Here is a 16,175-nt window from a genome sequence, read left to right on the forward strand (position 1 = left end):
AAATGTCAGAGAAGCTTGACCTCGAAGATCGCTGGCCGGAGTTGTTCGCACAGCTCAGTGAGACGCAGCGCAACGCTGTGGTTGAGTCGTTCGCTGCTGCGTGGCATGAGGGTTGGATACCCAACCGCGAGGATGTAGCGAACCTGGTCGATCAGGTGAGCGGCGCCATTGATCGTGAGGAATATCTGCGCCGTGTTGATTCTGCCGCAGAGCGACGCCGCGAGTCCGGCGTGGAAAGACGCTGATGGAGTTCGGCAGCTGGGAGTCGTATTTCTACCCGCCGCCGGATGATTCGACCATGCGTAACATTCTCGGAGAACGCGACCCAGCTGTGCTGCGTGTTAAGGAATACGGTCGGGTTGCGCAGCGGCAAAGTGAGCTGCTGTCCGGCGGCGTGGCCATTCCGAGAACTTTTGACCAGTCACATGTGCGGGCTATTCACCGTCATCTATTCCAGGACGTTTATGAGTGGGCAGGGGACTGCCGGACAGTCAACATAGCCAAGGGTCTGAGTAGTTTTGCCGACGTTCGCTCCGGACAAGTCGACCGCTATCTGCGTGACGTTAACCGCGTGGTAGGCATGACGGAGTGGAAGGATTTGGACCGGGACGAGTTCGGAATGTCCGCTGCGACCGTTTTCGCCTACCTAAATCAGGCGCATCCGTTCCGGGAAGGGAACGGTCGCACGTCCAAGATATTCATGGAGCATGTTGCGGAGCAATCCAGATTCACTTTCAAATTCGGGCGGGTAAGCCCGGAGGCGTGGAACCAGGCTTCGATGCTCAGCGGCCCGGACCGGGGTCAGTACGAGCCGGTGGTGGATTTCCTGGTGCCCATAATGCGGCATTGTGCTGTCGAGCGAAGCGGTGCAGCACCATCCGGTACGGTGCACCCTTCCCCGGTGCGGACCCTGCTGGACGTCACCTACCCGCAGTCAGCGACCCGCGCCCCGGTTGTTCCGGTGCAGGGGACCTCACCGGACAAGGCCGCAACCTATCGTGGTCGGGGGGACGACGGAGGGCGCTCCCAGGACGGTAGATGAAGAAAGTCCGTGGTTGTTCGTGGGGGCCCACTACGAGATTGGACGCAATCCGTGGCACGGAACGGTAGGGGAGGAATGCACATCATGTCGGAGGCGGCTCTGCGCAGGGCGAGGGATGCGAGCGAACAGGAAACCCGCGTGCAAAGGATGAAGGACGAGCTGCGCAGCCGGTACGGCGTGGACGCGGATAACGTGAATACTGACCCGGCGGCTGCCAGGACGGCCGCCGAACGGGCCGAACGGGACCGTGTCCAGGCCGGGACCGAACGGAACCTCGAGGCTGCGGAAATCGCCGAAGCGCAGCGGCTGATGACCCAGGCGGATCAGGAGGAACACCGGGCGGACCAAGCCCGGGGCCAAGCCGAGCATGAGCCGAACCCGGATGAACTTGTGCGGGACCTGGCAGAGGCTGAAGACAACCAGGACCGCGCCGGCCAAGCCCGGGAAGACAGCCAGATGAAGTATGACAGCGCGGCGCGACGCAACGGGACGGCGCGCGACTTGGAGTCCAAAGGCATAGACGGAGAGACTGTGGCGGCACGGATGCGGGCAGATGTGAGCCAGGCCAAACCGGCCACAACGGCCGTCAAAGCCGGCGCCGCAAAGTCCGCCAAAGCCCATACGTCCCGCCGCTCCAGGGGAGGGCAGAACCACCCCTTGGGTCTCGATCGGTGACGCCCGCCCCGTTTTGACACGAGAGACAGCGAAACCGCATCACTGACGGATGGTTCTGCTTCTCCCGCATCGGTCTTATGTGTAGGTAGCGACCGTGCGTACATCCGGAAACAACCCGGCCGGAGGGGTCGCGTAGGGCAGCGGCCCTCCCCGTGTCTCCTGATTGTCTCGACTGGCGGCATCGGCAGCATAGAAGGGCCCCTGCGGGTCCATGAGAACAGACATGTGGTGGTCGGCATGGTCCCGCCACCAGATGCTCATACCGGTGCTGGGATCGTGGCGAAGATGTTCCCATGAACGCCATAACGCTTCCAGCCGGATCACTGCCTCATCGTATTGCCACCAATCGGCCGCCCAGACACGGGATTTTCCGTCGATCCTGCGGCGGTAGGCATTGCGCAGGTATTCCCGTACAAACTCGTCAACGCTCCCGAAGTAGAGCGCCGGTTCAGGAGCTGCTGCGCCGTCCGGTACGGGGTCCGCGTATTCTTCGATTCCCTTGTCTGTCACGAAGCACCGCGGGTGTTCATGGCGGCTGAGACGGTAGCCGCTTCGCGTTCAGCATCGGTGATTGTTGTCTGCGCCTGAGGATCATGTGCTGCAATGGATGCCCGGACGTCGTCAGCGTGCGGTCCGGTCATCCACGGCTGGGTGCGGATCAGGGTCGGACGGTTTCCCGAGGCCAGGACAACAGCCCGGCCCTTGGGCATGGCGGCAAGATCAGCCACGTCCAGGATTCGTTCACGGTGGAGTTGCCGGGACACAGTCCGTTGTCCCTTTCCACGTGACGTCGAGGACGAGAGGCGGTCATAATCTCCGATCATGCGGGACAGGTCTTCCAGGAACGCCGCCTCAGAGACGCCTCCGCCGTAGACCTTCACATTCGAGGCGCTCCAGAGCTTCTTCATTCCCGATTCGCCCCACACCTCCACTCCCTGCGACCAGCTCTGCAGAATCGTCATCAACACGATTCCGCGTGAACCGTAGTGGCTGTACAGGTTCGGCAGTTCACGCCAGCGGCAAACGTTGGCAGCTTCATCGAGCACGCCGAGCAAGGGGGTGGCAAGCCGTCCGCCGGCGGAGCGGGCGGCAATCTCTTCAGCGGCCTCGACAACGGCAACCGTCAAGGCCGTGACGAGCGGTCCGGCTGTTCCTCGTCCTTCTTTGGAAAGGCTGTAGAGAGTGCCGCCATCGCGCAGAAATACTTCGGGGTCGAATTGCGGCCGGGTATCGGCCATGCTCCGGGGTGTAACCCACACGGAAACCTGCTTGCTGGTCAGGCAGGACGCCATTTGTTGGGCCGTTCCGAAGACACCGCCGCGCTGCTTGTCCGGAGCGTCCACCACACCTTCAACCTGGTCTGCCAGTAGATCGAAGTGATGGTTTCGCAGCACGTCTGCTGCCGTGCGGTCCATCGGCCGGGTCAACCAGGTGTACACGTCCGTGATCGCCCGGTGGTCAAGAGCGGCGGCCAGCAGGAGCCCGGCGAGCAAGTCCTGACCGGCCGGATCGAAATAGGCATCTGTTTTGGCACCCGGGTCGCGGGATCCCGCAGCAAAATGTTCGGCCAGCTTCTGTGCCCTGACCTCGTCGGTCACATAACTGAGCGGGTTCCACCACCAATGCGGTCCTTCTCCGGCGATGGCCTGCGGATCGAAGACCCAGACCGGTCCTGCCTTGGCCCGCACATCGCGGGTGGCATCCACCACGTCCCGCTTGTTGGAGGTCACCAGGACAGCTCCCGGGGCGTGAAGGATCGCCGGAACGGCGCGGCTGGTGGTCTTACCGGTGCGCGGTCCTCAGATATCGATGTGCATGTCCTCCCAGGATCCGTAGAGCAGCTTTCCGCCGCCGACGGTTCGCCCGATGGGCACACCAGCCGAGGAGCCGACGCCAAGACGCTTGGCAGTTGCCTGCGCGCGGGTATTCCAGGACTTTGGCGGCGGCTGGATCATTGAGGTCGACCACGGCGAGGCGGTCACGCTCATCACCTGGTATGTGCACATGAACGCCGACGGAATCCTGGTCGAGGAGGGCGACGTCGTGGAGGCCGGACAACAGATCGGCCGCGTCGGAAGCTCCGGATACGCCACAGGCTGCCACCTGCATTTTGAAGTGCACCTCGCGGGCAACCCGGTTGATCCCGTTCAGTTTCTTTCCGAAGTCGGCGTTAAGTATTAATCGAAGGAGCCCATATGAGTACCGAAGCAGTAGCCTCCTGGCCCCGTGTAGAGGCCGTCATCAAAGACGACGGCACGGGGGAAGTCCGGATCGGCGGAGCCGTGCACGTCATACACGCTGAGAATCTGGCCAGCGCCAGGAAAGCCGCCATCGAACTTGTTGCAGAGAGCGCGGGAAAACTGGGTCGCAGTGTCCGTGCCACCATGAGCGATCCGGATGGCGACTGGCCACTCATCATCGCCTCCGACGGCACCGTCGAAGCCGACGACGAAACCGCCACCCGTCCGCGGGGCCGGAACGCAATGCAGCAGGTTCCCCGCCGGACCTCGTCGACGTCGCCGATTCAGGTCCAGCCGGCACCGGTTGTTGCCAACCCCAGCCCGGCTCCGGCACCACCGGGGCCGCCGTCCCCGGTTGTTCCGGTAGGAACACCAACACCGGGGACACCGGCACCCGGAAGCCCCGATTCTCTGCATGCAGCCGAGATGCCCGTTCCTGTGCAGGAACAGGAGCCGAATCCAGCGGGGGCCAGCGCTCCGGTGAGCCGTCGTGAGCACCGGCAGTCCTTCCTTAACCAGGAGCAGAAGGAGGAGCCGGCGACTCAGGGATGGCGCGGCCTCCTCACACGCACGGGTATACGCATGGCCGCCAATGCTGCCGAACGGTCCGAAAGGTCGGATGTGCAGGCAGTGAGCCAGCACTGGCCCGGCCCGCGGACGGTCGCGGCGGTGAACGGAAAGGGCGGGGCAGGCAAAACGCCCACCACCGTCCTGCTGGCTGCAGTTTTTGCCCGCTACGGCGGTGCCGGCCTGCTGACCTGGGACAACAACCAGACCCGGGGAACACTGGGTTGGCGTACCGAAAAGGGCCCCCACGAGGCGACCCTGCTGGAGCTGCTGCCCCAGGTCGATCGTCTGCTCAGCACGGGTGCCCAGTCGGCCGATCTTGCCCACTATGTACACCACCAGACCCGCGACAAATTCGACGTGCTCCGCTCCAAACCCATGGAGCTGGCTTCGGCACAACGGGTCAACGCCGAAGACGTGGATTCCATCCACCAGGTGGCCAGCAAGTACTACCGCCTCATCTTTATCGACAGCGGCAACGACGAAAGCGATCCGATGTGGCGGCGGATGATCGACCAGACCGATCAGCTCGTCGTGGCGACTACAACCCGGGATGACCATGCCGAAGCAGGTGCGTTGTTGCTGGAAGCCCTCGGAGAGCGCGATAAGCATGCAGCCCGGCTTGCCCAGCAGGCGGTGGTCATCGTCAACCAGGCTGATCCCAAGGCTCACACAAATGATTTAGTCCGCGTGGCCGCCGGATACCAGGCACTGGCACGGGAGGCCATCACCATCCCGTTCGATCCGGGAATGGTTGATGGGCTGCTCCGCTACGGATCTCTGCGCCCGTCCACCCAGCGGGCATGGCTCGCAGCCGGCGCCGCAGTTGCCCGCGGATTGTGAGCGTGCCGAGTACCTAAGCCCTGCCCTTGGACACGTAAAAGGAAAGCCCCGCCGAAACGCCGGCGGGGCTTTCCTTTATGCAGTGCTACGGCTGGTTACTCAGCGTCGGCCCAGACGATGGGCTCGCCGCCCTCCCAGATGGGTTCGTTGAACGTCCACTCGCCGTCCTGCTGCGAGTAGGTCTGGATGGCGGAGATGCAGACACCGGTGGAGTGTTCGGTGACGACATGGATGGCGTCGGTGTTTTCCTCCGGCAGGTGGATGTCGGAGAATACCGCGACCGCACGGTTGTCGCCCTTCTGCTCGGTCAGCACGGTGTAGAGGTCATCGATCATCGAGTCGGCATCGAGGTCCTCATCGCTTTCTTCGGGGGCCACGGCGATCATCCGCAGCTCGCCGTCGTTCTGCACCACGAGGGCGGCCGGAAGGAAGGCGCCCTGTGCCTCGAGCTGCTCCTGCGTGACACCCAGAGCGGTGCCCAGCAGGGAGTTCAGGTCCTCCTGGACCTCTGCGGAGGGCTCTGAGCCGTTCAGTTCTACATCAGCCATTGCTATTTCCTTACTAGTGTCAATACGTGGTCGCGGATCCGCTCCATGGTGGGCAGGTCCTCTGCTTCAGCGTTCAGCCGCAGGAAGGGTTCGGTGTTGGAGGCGCGGAGGTTGAACCACCAGGCGCCGTCGTCGGAAGTGAAGGTGACGCCGTCGAGGGCGTCCACCGTGACGCCGTCGCGCTCGAACTCGGCACGGACGCGGGCGACGGCGGCCGGGACGTCCTCGACCCGGGAGTTCACTTCGCCGGAGGAGAAGTACGGCTCATACTCGCGGGCCAGGTCCGAGAGGCTGCGGGTCTGTTCGCCCAGGGCGGCGAGCACGTGCATGGCCGCGAGCATGCCGGTGTCCGCATTGTAGAAGTCGCGGAAGTAGTAGTGCGCGGAGTGCTCGCCGCCGAAGACGGCGCCTTCGCTGGCCATCACGGCCTTGATGAAGGAATGCCCCACCCGTGTGCGGACCGCGCGGCCGCCGTCCTGGGCCACGAGTTCGGGCACGGCACGGGAGGTGATGAGGTTGTGGATGATCACGGGCGTGTCTTCGCCGGCGGCTTTGGCCCGGGCGATCTCGCGGCGCGCGACCAGTGCGGTGACGGCGGAGGGGCTGACCGGATCGCCCTTTTCGTCAATGACGAAGCAGCGGTCGGCGTCGCCGTCGAACGCGAGGCCGAGATCCGCGCCGTGCTCGACGACGGCGGCCTGCAGGTCCCGCAGGTTCTCCGGCTCCAGCGGGTTGGCCGGGTGGTTCGGGAAGGACCCGTCCAGTTCAAAGTAGAGGGGAACGATATCCAGGGGCAGCCCGGGCAGGATGCTGTCGCCCAGCACCGCGGGGGTGGTCATGCCGGCCATGCCGTTGCCGGCGTCCACCACGACCTTCAGCGGGCGGATGCCGGAAAGGTCCACCAGATTGCGCAGGTACTTGGCGTAGTCGGCCAGCACGTCCTTAATCGAGATGGAACCCTTGGCTGCAGCGGCCGGGATGGCGCCGTCGTTCAGGTACTGTTCGGCGAGCGCCTGGATCTCCTTCAGGCCGGTTTCCGAGGAGATGGGCACCGCCCCGGCCTTGGCCATCTTGATGCCGTTGTACTGGGCCGGGTTGTGGCTGGCCGTGAAGGTCACTCCTGCCGCATTGAGCACGCCGCAGGCATAGTAGAGCTCATCCGTGGAAATCAGGTCCAGGAGGAGCACGTCGGCTCCGCGGGCAGTGGCTCCGCGGGCGAAGTCGCGGATGAACTCGGGGGAAGACGGACGCATGTCACCGCCCACCAGCACCGTCTGCCCGGACAGGCCCTGAACGTCTACAAACGCAGCCCCTACGGCCTCGACGATCTGCGGGGTGATGGTCTCGCCCACGACGCCGCGGACGTCATAGGCCTTAAAGGACGCGGAGAGGTCGAATGCATTGTTCACGTTGGCAAGTCTATAGGGGGCGCCCGCCGCGGTGTTCTTGTCCACAGCTAGAGACCGGTGCGGAAAGGACTTCCGGCGGGCTGGGATAGTGGAGGTATGGACAGCACTGATACGCACAACCCTGCTTCTGACACTGCTTCCGGGTCCGCCCGCCCGCTGCACGGCGAGGCGGTCGAACTGCTGCGCGCGCTGGTCGGCAACGATTCCGCGGAGTTCCACCAGGACCAGTTCGAAGCCATTGAAGCACTGGTCGCCGGCGGCCGCCGTGCCCTGGTGGTCCAGCGCACCGGCTGGGGAAAATCCGCGGTGTACTTCGTAGCCAGCCTGCTGCTGCGGGCGCGGGGTGCAGGCCCCACGTTGATTGTGTCTCCGCTGCTGGCCCTGATGCGGGACCAGGTAGCTGCCGCCGCGCGGGCCGGAGTCCGCGCCGAAGCCATCAACTCCGCCAACCAGCTGGAATGGCAGGACATCTCCGCGAAGCTCGAGGCCGATCAGGTGGACGTCCTGCTCGTCTCCCCGGAGCGGCTGAACAACCCCGGTTTCCGGGAACAGCACCTGCCCGAACTGATCCGCAGGTCCGGGCTGCTGGTGATCGACGAAGCGCACTGCATCTCCGACTGGGGGCATGACTTCCGGCCGGATTACCGCCGGATCCGGCACCTGATCGAACAGCTGCCCTCCACTGTGCCGGTCCTGGCCACCACCGCCACGGCTAACAGCCGGGTGGTGAAGGACATCGAGGACCAGCTCGCCGCCGGCGGCGAAGACGTGTTCACCATCCGCGGTCCGTTGGCCCGCAAGTCCCTGCGGCTCGGTGTCCTGCGGCTGCCCAACCCCAAGGCGCGCCTGGCCTGGCTGCTGACGCACCTGGACGATCTGCCCGGCAGCGGCATCATCTACGCCCTGACCGTCTCCGGCGCCGAAGACACCGCCCGGCTGCTGCGGGAGGCCGGACATCCGGTCCTCGCGTACACCGGGCGAACCGACCCCGCGGACCGGGAGGAGGCCGAAGCCGCCCTGAAGGAAAACCGGGTCAAGGCGCTGGTGGCCACCAGCGCCCTGGGCATGGGCTTCGACAAACCGGACCTGGGGTTCGTGATCCACCTGGGCGCGCCGTCTTCCCCGGTGGCGTATTACCAGCAGGTGGGCCGTGCCGGCCGCGGCACACCGAACGCCGATGTACTGCTGCTGCCCGGCGCCGAGGACCGCGACATCTGGCAGTATTTCGCCACCTCCTCCATGCCGGCGGAAGGACCGGCCACCGCGGTGCTCGCCGAACTGGCATCCGGGGAGGTGCTCTCCGTCGGCGTGCTGGAGACCCGGGTCAACCTCAAGCGCTCGCCGCTGGAGCTGCTGTTGAAGGTCCTGTCCGTGGACGGCGCCGTCGAAAAGGTTTCCGGCGGCTGGCGGGGCACCGGCCGGCCCTGGCATTACGACAAGGAACGCTACGAGCGGATTGCCGCCGCCCGGGTGAAGGAACAGCAGGCGATGCTGGACTACGAGACCACCACCGGCTGCCGCATGCAGTTCCTGTCGCAGCAGCTTGATGATCCGGCAGCGGCGCCGTGCGGGCGCTGCGACAACTGCGCGGGGCGCTGGTTCGGTGACGACGTCGCGGCGGAGGCCACGGACAACGCGGCGACGGCGCTTGACCGGGTGGGCGTTGAGGTGGATCCGCGCGGCATGTACCCCTCGGGCATGGACCGGCTGGGTGTTTCGGTCAAGGGCAAGATCAAGCCGGACCGGGCCGTCTCCGAGGGACGTGCCCTGGCCCGGCTGACCGACCTGGGCTGGGGCGGCCGGCTGCGGGAGATCTTCGCACCCGGTGCGGAGGACCTGCTTGTGGACTCGGCATTGTTGAACGGCTGCGTGCAGGTTCTGGCGCAGTGGGGCTGGGCTCAGCGCCCGGTGGCCATCGTGTCCGTTCCCTCCCGCTCCCGCCCGCAGCTGGTGGACTCGCTCGCCCGCGGACTGTCCGAGCTGGGCCGGATCCCGTATCTGGGGGCGCTGCACCTGCCCCACGGCGGACCCACCGGGGGACCCGGCGGCAACAGCGCCTTCCGGCTGGCCTCCGTGTGGGACCAGTTTGCCGTTCCCCCGGAAGGCGCCGCGTGGTTCGCGGCGAACCCCGGACCGGTGCTGCTGGTGGATGACTTCGCGGACAGCCGCTGGACCCTCACCGAAGCCGGCCGGGTGCTGCGCGAAGCGGGCGCTGAAGCGGTGCTGCCGTTTGTGCTCGCGCTGAAGGCCTGACGCGGCCCGGCCGCCCAACAGCGGCGGGACGGGCGAGCCCGCCCCGCCGCCCGTTTCCGCCCACTACTTGGCGACGAAGGCAAGCAGCGCGGCGTTGACCTCCGCGGCATGGGTCCACAGCAGGCCGTGCGGCGCGCCTTCGACCTCGACGTAGTCGGCGTCAGGCACGCCCTTCCGGAAGCGGCGCGCGGTGGCGTCGACGGGCAGGATGTTGTCCGCGGTGCCGTGCAGGATCAGCACCGGCTTGCCGCTTTCGCGGACGGCGTCGACGTCGGCCCGGAAGTCCTCGATCCAGGTCGGCACCACGGCATACGCGGCCACCGGGGCGCTTGACGCGGCGACGTTCCAACTGGCGGTGACAGCTTCGGAGCTGATTCTGCTGCCGAGGTTCTCCTCCAGATTGTAGAAATTCGAGAAGAAGCTGGTGAACCAGGCGTAGCGGTCCGCCCGGGCGGAGGCTTCAATACCGTCGAACACCTCCTGCGGCACCCCCTCGGGGTTGTCGTCCCGGGCCACCAAATACGGTTCAAGCGAGGCGAGGAAGGCGAGCTTGGCAATCCGGTCGTGGCCGTAACGGCTGACGTACCGGGCCAGTTCCCCGGTGCCCATGGAGAAGCCGACCAGGATCACGTCGTGCAGGTCCAGGGTCTCCAGCAGGGTGTTCAGATCTGCCGCGAAGGTGTCGTAGTCGTAGCCGGAACCGACCTTGCTCGATTGGCCGAACCCGCGCCGGTCATAGGTGATGACCCGGTAACCGGCCGCGAGCAGCTCACGGGTTTGACGCTCCCAGCTGTGGCCGTCCAGGGGATAGCCGTGGATCAGCACTACCGGCTGGCCTGCTCCCTGGTCTTCGTAATAGAGGTGGATGGTGGTGCTGTTCTCGGTGCCTACGGAAATATAGCCCATGGCGGATTCCTTTCAGGCTGGCGTTATGTGGTGAGCGTTCTCGGGAAGATGCTAGGAGAACAATGCCTTCGCCGTAAGGGTGGTCTGGGAGAACCCCGTCGTCCCCGCTGCCTACTCGCCGCGGTACACCGGCGGACGCCGCTCGGCGAAGGCAGCGGTAGCCTCGCCGAAATCGCGGCTGGCCAGGAACGCCGTGTTCCAGACCTGCACGTACTCCAAGCCGTCGGAGACCTGTGCCTGCGTCCGCCGGTTCAGGACCTGCTTGACGCCCTGCACCACAAGCGGGGGATTGGCGGCGATCTGCGCGGCCAGTTCGCGTCCGCGGGCGACGACGTCGTCAGCCAGTTCCGTAACCAGCCCGAGTGCGGCGGCCCGGGCCGCGTCGAAATCCTCGCCGGTCAGGGCCAGCTGCCGGGTGGCGCCTTCGCCGATGATCGCGGGCAGACGCTGCAGCGAGCCGAGGTCGGCAACGATGGCGACCCGCACCTCGCGCACGCTGAAGCGGGCGGCGGGGGAGCAGATGCGGATGTCCGCCGCGGCGATGACGTCAATGGCTCCACCGATGCACCAGCCGTCCACTGCTGCGATGACCGGTTTGGTGCACCGGGCCAGCGAGGTGACGGCGTCCTGCAGGTCCTTGATCTGCCGCCGGAAACCTTCACGCAGCTTCGCGTCCATGCCTCCGGCGGCGAGCAAGGGGGCGAACACCGGAGCCATGGCCGGCAGATCCAGGCCGTAGCTGAAGTTCCCGCCGGAGCCGTAGAGCAGGACGGACCGGACGTCGTCGTCCGTGCTCAGCGCGTCGAACACTGCCGGCAGTTCGGTCCAGAAATCCGGTCCCATGGCGTTGCCCTTGGCGGGCCCCAGCAGCTGTACCTCCGCCACGCCGTCATGAATTTCGACACTCAGGGAGCGCAGGGAAGGCAGTGGGGTTGCGCTGGACGTCATGGCATCTCCGTTGATTGGGGCGTCTTTGGGCTGGACGTCAATATACCGGCCGTTTTAGGGCCCGAAGAAAGCAAAGCTAGGATCAAGGTATGGAGCTTGCGGTTATCATTCTCTTCGTCCTATCCATTGCAGTTGTCAGCGCGCTCTGGGGCAGGTTCGAGAAGCGTCGCGCCGCCGAACCCAAGCCGGAGGCGGGCACGTCGAGCGCCGGCCCGAGGCCCACGCCGGGACGTCCGGCGCAACAGTCCCGCCCTGCACGTCAGCGCCCCGCCCAGGCACAGGCCGGCACGTCGCCGCAGGCGGCCAAGGACGCCGCCGCCCTGCTCAGCGCGGACCAGCACCGGCAGGTCTACGCGGCCCTCGGCCAGGGCCAGCCGGTCAAGGCGCTGAAGCTGTACGCCATGTTCACCGGTGCCGGCATCCGCGCCTCGGGAGCGGCCATCACCAACATGGCCGCCCATCCCCAGCCGTATGTGCGGCCCATCCCCGATCCTGAGACCCCGGCCGGGGACTCTGCCGGTCCCGCTAAACCGGAGGCCGCCAAGCAGGACGCCGCCCCGGAATCAGAAGCAATGCGGGAAGAAGAGATCAGCAAGTGGGCCCAGCAGCTGCGGCCCGAGGATTTCCTCAAGCCGTAGTGGAACGAAACAGGCCGGACCAGTGTTGGTCCGGCCTGTTCTGTTCCGCCTGGTGGGCTTACCGTCCGGCCCGGCCGCCCTCGAGCGGCCGTGAGCGCTGAATCCGGCCGTCCGGACCGTACGGGTAGTTGCCGACCTGCGGAACGCTGAGCTCGGTCAGACGGTGCTTCTCCTCATCTGACAGGACCAGGAACGCTGCGCCCAGGTTGTCCGCGAGCTGGTCCGTGGTGCGCGCACCGAGGATCACCGAGGTCACTCCCGGCCGGTCCGCCAGCCAGGCCAGCGCCACCTGCGCGGGCGAGGCCGAGTGCGCCGCGGCGACGGTGCGCAGCTCATCGATGATCCGCCAGGTCCGTTCATTGTTGCTGCGCAGGTCCCAGCCTTGGAATTGCCGCGTGGGATTGTCGCCCACCCGGGTGTTTCCGGCGGGAACCGTCTCGCGGTCATACTTGCCGGTGAGCCAGCCGCCGGCGAGCGGTGACCAGGGCAGCAGCCCGAGTCCGGCGTCGAGCGCTGCCGGAACGATCTCGGATTCGATTTCACGCTCGAGCAGGTTGTACTGCGGCTGCAGCGTGACCGGCAGCGCCCACCCGTGTTCACGCGCCAGGTAGACGGCCTTGGTCAGCTGCCAGCCGGTGAAGTTCGAAAGACCGTAGTAGCTGATCTTGCCCGCGGTGACGGCGTCCTGGAGGAAGCCGAGGCTTTCCTCCAGCGGAGTGAGTGGATCCCACGCATGCAGCTGGTAGAGGTCCACATGGTCCACACCCAGCCTTGTCAGGGAGTCGTCCAGCGCGCGGCGAAGGTGCCGCCGGGAGGTCCCTACGTCATTGGCCCCCTCGCCCATGGGAAAGCGCCCCTTGGTGGCGAGGACGACGTCGGCCGCTTCCGTGGGATGCGCGTGCAGCCAGCGGCCGATGATTTCCTCGGACGCGCCGGCCGTGTAGACGTCCGCGGTGTCCACGAAGTTCCCGCCCGCACGGACATAGTCGCTGAGGATGGCGTGGGAGGCACGCTCATCGGATTCGTTGCCGAAAGTCATGGTGCCGAGCGCGTAGTTGCTGACCGATGTCCCGCTGTTGCCGAGCCGTCGCATTTCCATGGGGATGTCCTTCACGGTAGGGAAGCTGGTGAACCGGCTGTCAGCTTACTGATCAGCTGCCGAGCCCGAAAGCAGGGCGGAGAAGAGCAGCGAATCGCACCGCTGCCCGTCCACCAACCGGTGTTCCCGCAGCCTACCCGCAAAGGCGAAACCGTTCTTTTCCAGGACCCGGACCGAGCCGGTGTTCTCCGGATGGCAGGTGGCGTCCACCCGTGCCAAGCCCAGGGGACCGAAGGCATGCGCCAGCAGCAGTGCGGCGGTTTCGGTGCCCAGGCCCCGGCGCCAGACGCTGCGGGCGAGGGTGTAGCCGAGTTCCCCGGTGTGCAGTCCGGTGGTCCACACCCCGGCGGTTCCCACTACCCGGCCTTGGAACACCACAGCCAGGGTGAACCGGGTCCTGTCGGGGGTACCGGCTTCGGCAATTGCATCCGTAACGAACGCCTGGGTTTCCGCCAGGGTGTTGGGCCCCCACGTGGACCATTGCGTGACCACTGGATCGGAGGCGAAGGCGTGCACGGCGTCGACGTCGTCGCCCCGGAAGTCGCGCAGTATCACGCGTGGTCCGCCCAGGCTGATGCTGTCCGGTGCCATTGCTGCGTACCCTTCTGAAGCGATTCGGTGGTGAATCTTAGGGTAGACGCAAAAAGTCCCCCGGAAATCCGGGGGACTAGTGGCGGAGACGGGGGGATTTGAACCCCCGGTGGGCTTTAGGCCCACACTTCATTAGCAGTGAAGCCCATTCGGCCGCTCTGGCACGTCTCCAACTTCCACTGGCATCAGCTGCCAGCCTGACAAGACTACCGGCAAGTTGCCGGTTAGGGCAAAACGCCTCAGCCCAGTCTTCCGGTGAGCGCCTCCCAGAGGAATTCGTAGGACATGGCATGCATCCGGGCGGACTGCCGGTTGTCCGCCGCACCGGCGTGCCCGCCCTCCAGCGCCTCGTGGAACCAGACCTTATCCGCACCCATCGCCTTCATCCGGGCAGCCATCTTCCGGGCCTGCACCGGCCCCACCCGGTCATCGCTGGTGGCGGTCCAGATCAGCGTGGGCGGATAGGACACGCCTTCCTTCAGCAAGTGGTACGGGGAGAACGTCTGCACGAACTCCCACTGCGCGGGATCGTCCGGATCGCCGTATTCGGCAATCCAGGAGTAGCCGGCGGACAGCTTGGTGTAGCGGCGCATGTCCAGCAGCGGCACTCCGCAGGAGACAGCTCCGAACAGGTGCGGATAGGTGGTCAGCATGTTTCCCACCAGCAGCCCGCCGTTGCTGCGGCCGGTGCAGCCCAGATGGTCCCGGGTGGTGACGCCGCGGGCCACCAGGTCCTCGGCCACGGCGGCGAAGTCCTCGTATGCCCGGTGCCGGTTTTCCTGCAGGGCGGCACGGTGCCATTCGGGGCCGTATTCGCCGCCGCCGCGGATGTTGGCCAGCACATACACGCCGCGCCGTTCGACGCCGTCGGCATCCGTGGTGCGCCGCTCCAGCCAGCCTCGGCCCACCACGCCGCTGTAGGCAGGGGTCAGGGAGGCTTCGAATCCGCCGTAGCCGTTGAGCAGGGTGGGGTTGCCGCCGTCGAGCACCAGGTCCTGCGGACCCACCTGGAAGTAGGGCACCTTGGTGCCGTCCGCGGAGACGGCGAAGTGCTGCTCAACCGAAAGGCCTGCCGTGTCGAACAGCGCCGGCGTGGTCCGGACCACCTCGGCTCCGGCCCCGCCCAAGGTGCCGCGGGACAGTGTGGACGGGGTCAGGAAACCGGTGCTGACCAGCCAGTAGTCGTTGCCGGCGTCCTCGTCTTCGTCATCCACCGCGTACGCCTCGACCGTGTGCAGCGGCGGGCAGGCATCCAGGATCTCCGCGCGCCAGCCGTCTTCCGGGGCCAGCACCAGGATTTCGGAGCTGACGTCGCGCAGCAGGCTCAGCAGCAGCCGGTCCCGGGTCCAGCTCCAGTTCTGCAGCGAGGTGGACGCGTCCGGGGTGAAGAGCCGGTGGACCGTCCGGTTGCCGGCGGTGAAGTCGGCGAGCGGGGCGGCCAGGAGGGAGCCGGCGGGGTGGGTTACGCCGTCGAGTTCCCAGTCAGTGCGCGGACGCATCAGCAGCCATTCGCGGTGCAGGTCCACGTTGACGTCCAGCGGAACATCGAGCTGCACCCACTCGCTGCCTTCGCGCAGGAAGGTGCGGGTGTTGTAGAAATCGATGATGTCCACGGCCAGGTCGCGTTCATAGCCCGGTGTCTGGTCCCGCTGCACCACGCCCATCATGTGCTCTTCCGGGACTTCGAAATAGGGGGCGGCGTCCTGCAGCGCCTGGCCGCGGCGCAGGATGCGGCTGCTGCGCGGATAGGACGAGGTGGTCATGGACCCCGGACCGAAGTCCGTGCCCACGTAGAGGGTGTCCTCCGTGCCCCAGCTGATCCGGTTCTTGGCCGCGGGAATGTCGAAACCTCCGGGCACAAAGGCGCGCTCGACGACGTCGAACTCCCGGAAACGGGCAGCGTCACCGCCGTCGGGGGACAGGGCCACCAGGGCACGGCGGTAGGACACGCCGTCCGCGGGCCGCAGGAACATGGACCCGCCCCAGACCCATTCGGTTCCCTCGGCGGCACTGAGTTCGTCCAGGTCCAGCAGCACCTCCCACTCAGTGTCCGCGGCTGTGTAGCTGGCCCAGGTGGTGCGGCGCCAGATGCCCTTGGGATGCGCTGCGTCCCGCCAGAAGTTGTAGTAGTGCTCTCCGCGTTTGGCGACCATGGGGATGCGGTCCGTGGAATCCAGCACCTCCAGCAGGCGCTCCTCGGTATGCTCAAAGCCGGTGCGTGCGAGCAGGTTCTCGGTCACCGCGTTTTCGGAGCGCACCCAGTCCAGCTGCCGATCCCCGTAGATGTCTTCCAGCCACAGGAACTCATCGTCAGGAACTGGTGCGGCGGTGTCGAGGTTGGAGGAAGTCATGGGCCCATCCTAGCGACTGGGTTGCGGGCCCCTGCAGGGAGGCGCGGAGCCGCCCGAACCCGCTC

Annotated in this window: 15 protein-coding genes, 1 tRNA gene and 1 pseudogene; 7 read left to right on the forward strand and 10 right to left on the reverse strand. The window is 66.2% G+C overall.

The window, feature by feature from the left end:
* Positions 1 to 2: 2 nt before the first annotated feature.
* The 3 genes from AC5RT8_RS15570 (at position 3) to AC5RT8_RS15580 (ending at position 1,717) form a co-directional block, all read left to right on the forward strand.
* Complete coding sequence (locus tag AC5RT8_RS15570) at positions 3 to 245, forward strand: antitoxin VbhA family protein (protein ID WP_494096625.1); 243 nt, start codon at positions 3 to 5, stop codon at positions 243 to 245.
* Positions 245 to 1,042: a Fic/DOC family protein gene (locus AC5RT8_RS15575; protein WP_494096626.1), complete on the forward strand. Its 798-nt coding sequence runs from the start codon at positions 245 to 247 to the stop codon at positions 1,040 to 1,042. Before AC5RT8_RS15570 ends, AC5RT8_RS15575 begins: the two co-directional genes overlap by 1 nt.
* An 84-nt stretch (positions 1,043 to 1,126) precedes the next feature.
* Positions 1,127 to 1,717 (forward strand): hypothetical protein, encoded by a 591-nt coding sequence (locus AC5RT8_RS15580; protein WP_494096627.1) that lies wholly within the window; start codon positions 1,127 to 1,129, stop codon positions 1,715 to 1,717.
* 75 nt (positions 1,718 to 1,792) lie between these two features.
* On the opposite strand, the gene AC5RT8_RS15585 is transcribed toward AC5RT8_RS15580, so the two are convergent.
* On the reverse strand, positions 1,793 to 2,227 hold the full coding sequence (locus tag AC5RT8_RS15585) for a DUF4913 domain-containing protein (protein WP_494096628.1): 435 nt from the start codon (positions 2,225 to 2,227) through the stop codon (positions 1,793 to 1,795).
* Positions 2,224 to 3,636, reverse strand: a pseudogene (locus tag AC5RT8_RS15590) (type IV secretory system conjugative DNA transfer family protein); the annotation flags it as partial. The gene AC5RT8_RS15585 and the pseudogene AC5RT8_RS15590, both read right to left, overlap by 4 nt.
* Here AC5RT8_RS15590 and AC5RT8_RS15595 point away from each other — a divergent pair.
* Both AC5RT8_RS15595 and AC5RT8_RS15600 read left to right on the forward strand, forming a co-directional pair.
* Entirely contained in the window at positions 3,584 to 3,898 is a 315-nt protein-coding gene (locus AC5RT8_RS15595) for a M23 family metallopeptidase (RefSeq protein WP_494096629.1), read from the forward strand. The pseudogene AC5RT8_RS15590 and the gene AC5RT8_RS15595 overlap by 53 nt on opposite strands.
* 14 nt (positions 3,899 to 3,912) lie before the next feature.
* Positions 3,913 to 5,367, forward strand: coding sequence for a MinD/ParA family ATP-binding protein (locus AC5RT8_RS15600; protein WP_494096630.1), 1,455 nt, complete (start codon positions 3,913 to 3,915; stop codon positions 5,365 to 5,367).
* Positions 5,368 to 5,462: 95 nt separating this feature from the next.
* Here the strand turns inward: AC5RT8_RS15600 and AC5RT8_RS15605 are convergent, their stop codons facing one another.
* Both AC5RT8_RS15605 and AC5RT8_RS15610 read right to left on the reverse strand, forming a co-directional pair.
* A complete protein-coding gene (locus AC5RT8_RS15605; RefSeq protein ID WP_494096631.1) occupies positions 5,463 to 5,915 on the reverse strand; it encodes a hypothetical protein in 453 nt (150 codons plus the stop codon).
* A 2-nt stretch (positions 5,916 to 5,917) separates the two neighbouring features.
* Positions 5,918 to 7,324 (reverse strand): phosphomannomutase/phosphoglucomutase, encoded by a 1,407-nt coding sequence (locus AC5RT8_RS15610; RefSeq protein WP_494096632.1) that lies wholly within the window; start codon positions 7,322 to 7,324, stop codon positions 5,918 to 5,920.
* 96 nt (positions 7,325 to 7,420) lie between these two features.
* Here AC5RT8_RS15610 and AC5RT8_RS15615 point away from each other — a divergent pair, with 96 nt between their 5' ends.
* On the forward strand, positions 7,421 to 9,577 hold the full coding sequence (locus tag AC5RT8_RS15615; protein WP_494096633.1) for a RecQ family ATP-dependent DNA helicase: 2,157 nt from the start codon (positions 7,421 to 7,423) through the stop codon (positions 9,575 to 9,577).
* Between the two features lie 63 nt (positions 9,578 to 9,640).
* On the opposite strand, the gene AC5RT8_RS15620 is transcribed toward AC5RT8_RS15615, so the two are convergent.
* Positions 9,641 to 10,483 (reverse strand): alpha/beta fold hydrolase, encoded by an 843-nt coding sequence (locus AC5RT8_RS15620; protein WP_494096634.1) that lies wholly within the window; start codon positions 10,481 to 10,483, stop codon positions 9,641 to 9,643.
* A gap of 111 nt (positions 10,484 to 10,594) precedes the next feature.
* The gene (locus AC5RT8_RS15625; RefSeq protein ID WP_494096635.1) at positions 10,595 to 11,431 is read right to left on the reverse strand and encodes a crotonase/enoyl-CoA hydratase family protein; all 837 of its coding nucleotides are present in this window, start codon (positions 11,429 to 11,431) and stop codon (positions 10,595 to 10,597) included.
* 89 nt (positions 11,432 to 11,520) lie between these two features.
* Here AC5RT8_RS15625 and AC5RT8_RS15630 point away from each other — a divergent pair, with 89 nt between their 5' ends.
* Positions 11,521 to 12,069: a hypothetical protein gene (locus AC5RT8_RS15630; RefSeq protein WP_494096636.1), complete on the forward strand. Its 549-nt coding sequence runs from the start codon at positions 11,521 to 11,523 to the stop codon at positions 12,067 to 12,069.
* A 58-nt stretch (positions 12,070 to 12,127) separates the two neighbouring features.
* Here the strand turns inward: AC5RT8_RS15630 and AC5RT8_RS15635 are convergent, their stop codons facing one another.
* From AC5RT8_RS15635 to AC5RT8_RS15650, 4 genes are all read right to left on the reverse strand, one after another.
* Positions 12,128 to 13,168 (reverse strand): aldo/keto reductase, encoded by a 1,041-nt coding sequence (locus AC5RT8_RS15635; protein ID WP_494096637.1) that lies wholly within the window; start codon positions 13,166 to 13,168, stop codon positions 12,128 to 12,130.
* Positions 13,169 to 13,213: 45 nt separating this feature from the next.
* Positions 13,214 to 13,759 (reverse strand): GNAT family N-acetyltransferase, encoded by a 546-nt coding sequence (locus AC5RT8_RS15640; RefSeq protein WP_494096638.1) that lies wholly within the window; start codon positions 13,757 to 13,759, stop codon positions 13,214 to 13,216.
* 80 nt (positions 13,760 to 13,839) lie between these two features.
* Positions 13,840 to 13,930: transfer RNA gene (locus AC5RT8_RS15645), tRNA-Ser, on the reverse strand.
* Positions 13,931 to 13,998: 68 nt separating this feature from the next.
* Positions 13,999 to 16,110 (reverse strand): prolyl oligopeptidase family serine peptidase, encoded by a 2,112-nt coding sequence (locus AC5RT8_RS15650; protein WP_494096639.1) that lies wholly within the window; start codon positions 16,108 to 16,110, stop codon positions 13,999 to 14,001.
* Positions 16,111 to 16,175: the final 65 nt, after the last annotated feature.

This window comes from Arthrobacter sp. Ms25 (assembly GCF_059090365.1).